2 protein-coding genes are annotated in these 2,443 nt (G+C 62.1%); both read right to left on the bottom strand.

Going from position 1 to position 2,443, the window contains the following annotated elements; all coding sequences use genetic code 11:
- Positions 1 to 261: 261 nt before the first annotated feature.
- On the bottom strand, positions 262 to 1,446 hold the full coding sequence (locus IRZ24_RS19390) for a helix-turn-helix transcriptional regulator (protein WP_287268803.1): 1,185 nt from the start codon (positions 1,444 to 1,446) through the stop codon (positions 262 to 264).
- 297 nt (positions 1,447 to 1,743) lie between these two features.
- Positions 1,744 to 2,443: GntR family transcriptional regulator (locus IRZ24_RS19385; RefSeq protein WP_297168139.1), on the bottom strand; the 700-nt coding region annotated here is incomplete at its 5' end.

The raw sequence follows: 2,443 nt of genomic DNA, 5'->3' as shown, positions 1-2,443 counted from the left end.
GCACCCGCGGGAGAGTTTCGAATCGGCCTCTCAAATGGGCCATTTTTTGGCCAGGCTCCCTTTCCTCCCTCTCTTCTCTCCTCCCCAAAAACAAAAAGCATACGGGCAGCCGCCAGGCCGCGCACTCGCGTCCACCCTGTGAGTGAGAAGTCCCAAGATGAGGAGGCAAGGAAAGCCATACTCCCAGTCGGTCGCGCTGTGCTGCGCGTGTCCTGGGCAAGCGTTGCCTTGCTACTTCGCGTCTTCAGAGAAGTGGCACCGCTAGCGGTCCTGCTGCAGATCTTCGCGCGCCAGCCCGTAAGCATCTTCGACCACACTCTCAGCGGGCAGGCTGCGAGCTAATTCGTCCAGCTCTTCCGAGAGCAGGCGCACACTGGCTGTCTCGTAGCGTTCCAGCAGGCGCTTGTGTCGAAAAGCCCGGCTAATCATGTGCGGTGATCCCAATGCCAGACTGTGCTGCAGAAAGTCGCGCAGCTCCTGGACGCTGGCCTCAACTTCGCCCAACAACAGCCAGGCCCGGGCCCAGTCAAGGGGAATCCAGGCCCGCAGCCAGCTATTGCGCTCAGCCGCAATCTGCTGCAGTAGGTGTGGTTGAAGCGCCAGCGCCTGCCGCGGCTGCTGCAAGTCGAGCAGCCCATAGCTCTGCTCCGCCAGCACCCCGCTGAGCGGCTGAAAGACGAAGTCTTCTCCCTGCTCAGCGCCGTAGGCCGAGCCGGCCAGGCACAGCGCCCGCTCGATTGCGTGCCCGAAATGCCGCTCGTCGTGAACACTGGCGTAGACCCGTGCCAGATAGGCGCTCACCAGACGCTCAACCGCCCGGCTCGCGCGCGTGGCCAGTCGGTTGGCCGCCTCCAGGGCTTCCACCGCTTCCGGGAGCCGATTCGCTCGCTCCAGTTCGGTCCCGATCCCCATCAAAGCAATAGCCAGCGTATCCGGTTCACCGAGCTGCTGGGCCGTCGCGTACATCCTCTGGAAATGGGCCAGGGCCTGTGGATAGCGCTTCTGCTCGACCGCCAGCACGGCCTCCAGCCGCTCGACCTGGGCCGCCAGACGCAGAAAGCGCGGCTCGCTCAGGACACGATAGCGCTCAACCAGCATCCTGGGCAGGGCCACAGCCTGCTCAATGACTGGCAACGGCGCCGCGCGTCGCACCTGCCAGGCATGGCGAATGAGCTGCTCCAACAAGGCGAGCAGGTGCGGCCCGCTGAGGACCCCGGTCTCGGGATCATATTCGTCCAGACCAAATAGCCAGAGAGGAATACCCAGCAAAGCGCTCAGGCGGCGCAGGACCTGGGGATCACGCAGGCGGCGCTGACCCGCCTCGACTTCCTGTACGTAGCGCACCGAGACGCCACAGCCTGGCCCATGCCATTGCGCCGCTAGCTCCGCCTGCGTCATGCCACAACGCTCACGATAGGTCTTGATCAGACGACCAGGATGATCCATCGGCTTCCTCCTTTCAGGAGCCATCATACTACAGAGGCACCTGAGCAGGAGAGACGAACCAACCGGTTCGTGTTGCCTGGTATTCGTCTGATATAAGCTAGAAAGTAAGATAAGCGTTGGCTGAACATAGTGAAGCCACGATGACGATTGACTAACAGCCGATGCCAGAAGGAGGAGATAGCGGCGCAAGCATGGCCACCCGATCAATACCCGCGCCGACAATGGGGCCAGGGTGACGACCGTGGGAGTACCGCAGGTCTACGAGCCTTGCCGGACTCTTCCCTGGACCCCGGTCGGCTAGCGTTCCTGTTCTCGGAAAGGTTCGGGAACGTCTTCAGGGTAGAGAGGAAACGAATAATGCAGGCGATAAAGGTCTGCCCGGTCGGTCAGAAAATCGACGCTCAGCGGCTCGCCGGAACGATCAAAGACGCGCCGCGTCAGCTTGAGCAGGGGACAGGGGTCGTTTGGCGACAGACCAAAGATGACCCGTTCCAGACTGCTGGCATGCACGACGTCCACCGCTTCTGTGCACCAGTAGGGCTGCTTGCCCAGGCGCCGCATCAGCAGGTAGAGGTCACAGTCTGGGGCCTCCAGCTCAGGCAACAGCTCGGCCATCCAGAACGGCAGATAGGTCTCGCTCAGAGCCATGAGCGTTTCGGCATCGAGCCATTGCCGCTGGCGGTACATGATCACCTTCTCGCCTGGGGAGAGGGCTAGCAACCTGGCGACCTCCTCATCGGCGTAGATCACCTTGATCTCTTCGACTTCGATACGTGGCTGCTGCCCCTGGCGTCGCAGGTCACTGACAAAGCCCCCCTGGCGGGTCGACAGCAGGCGCGTACGCACGTCCAGTGCAGCAACGTGATACTCATCCTGGGCCGCATTGTAGGGCCAGCGGTGCTCTTTGATGGGCACAATCTTGATCAGCCCCTCGCTGGCCAGGCGCAGCAGGATGAGCTGCACGCTGGTATTATTAAGCTGGTAGCGTTCGGCGATG

Source organism: Thermogemmatispora sp. (assembly GCF_019683755.1).
Lineage (GTDB): Bacteria > Chloroflexota > Ktedonobacteria > Ktedonobacterales > Ktedonobacteraceae > Thermogemmatispora.
Note: the sequence above shows the minus strand (reverse complement) of the source record. Positions and strands in the feature narration are given on the sequence as shown.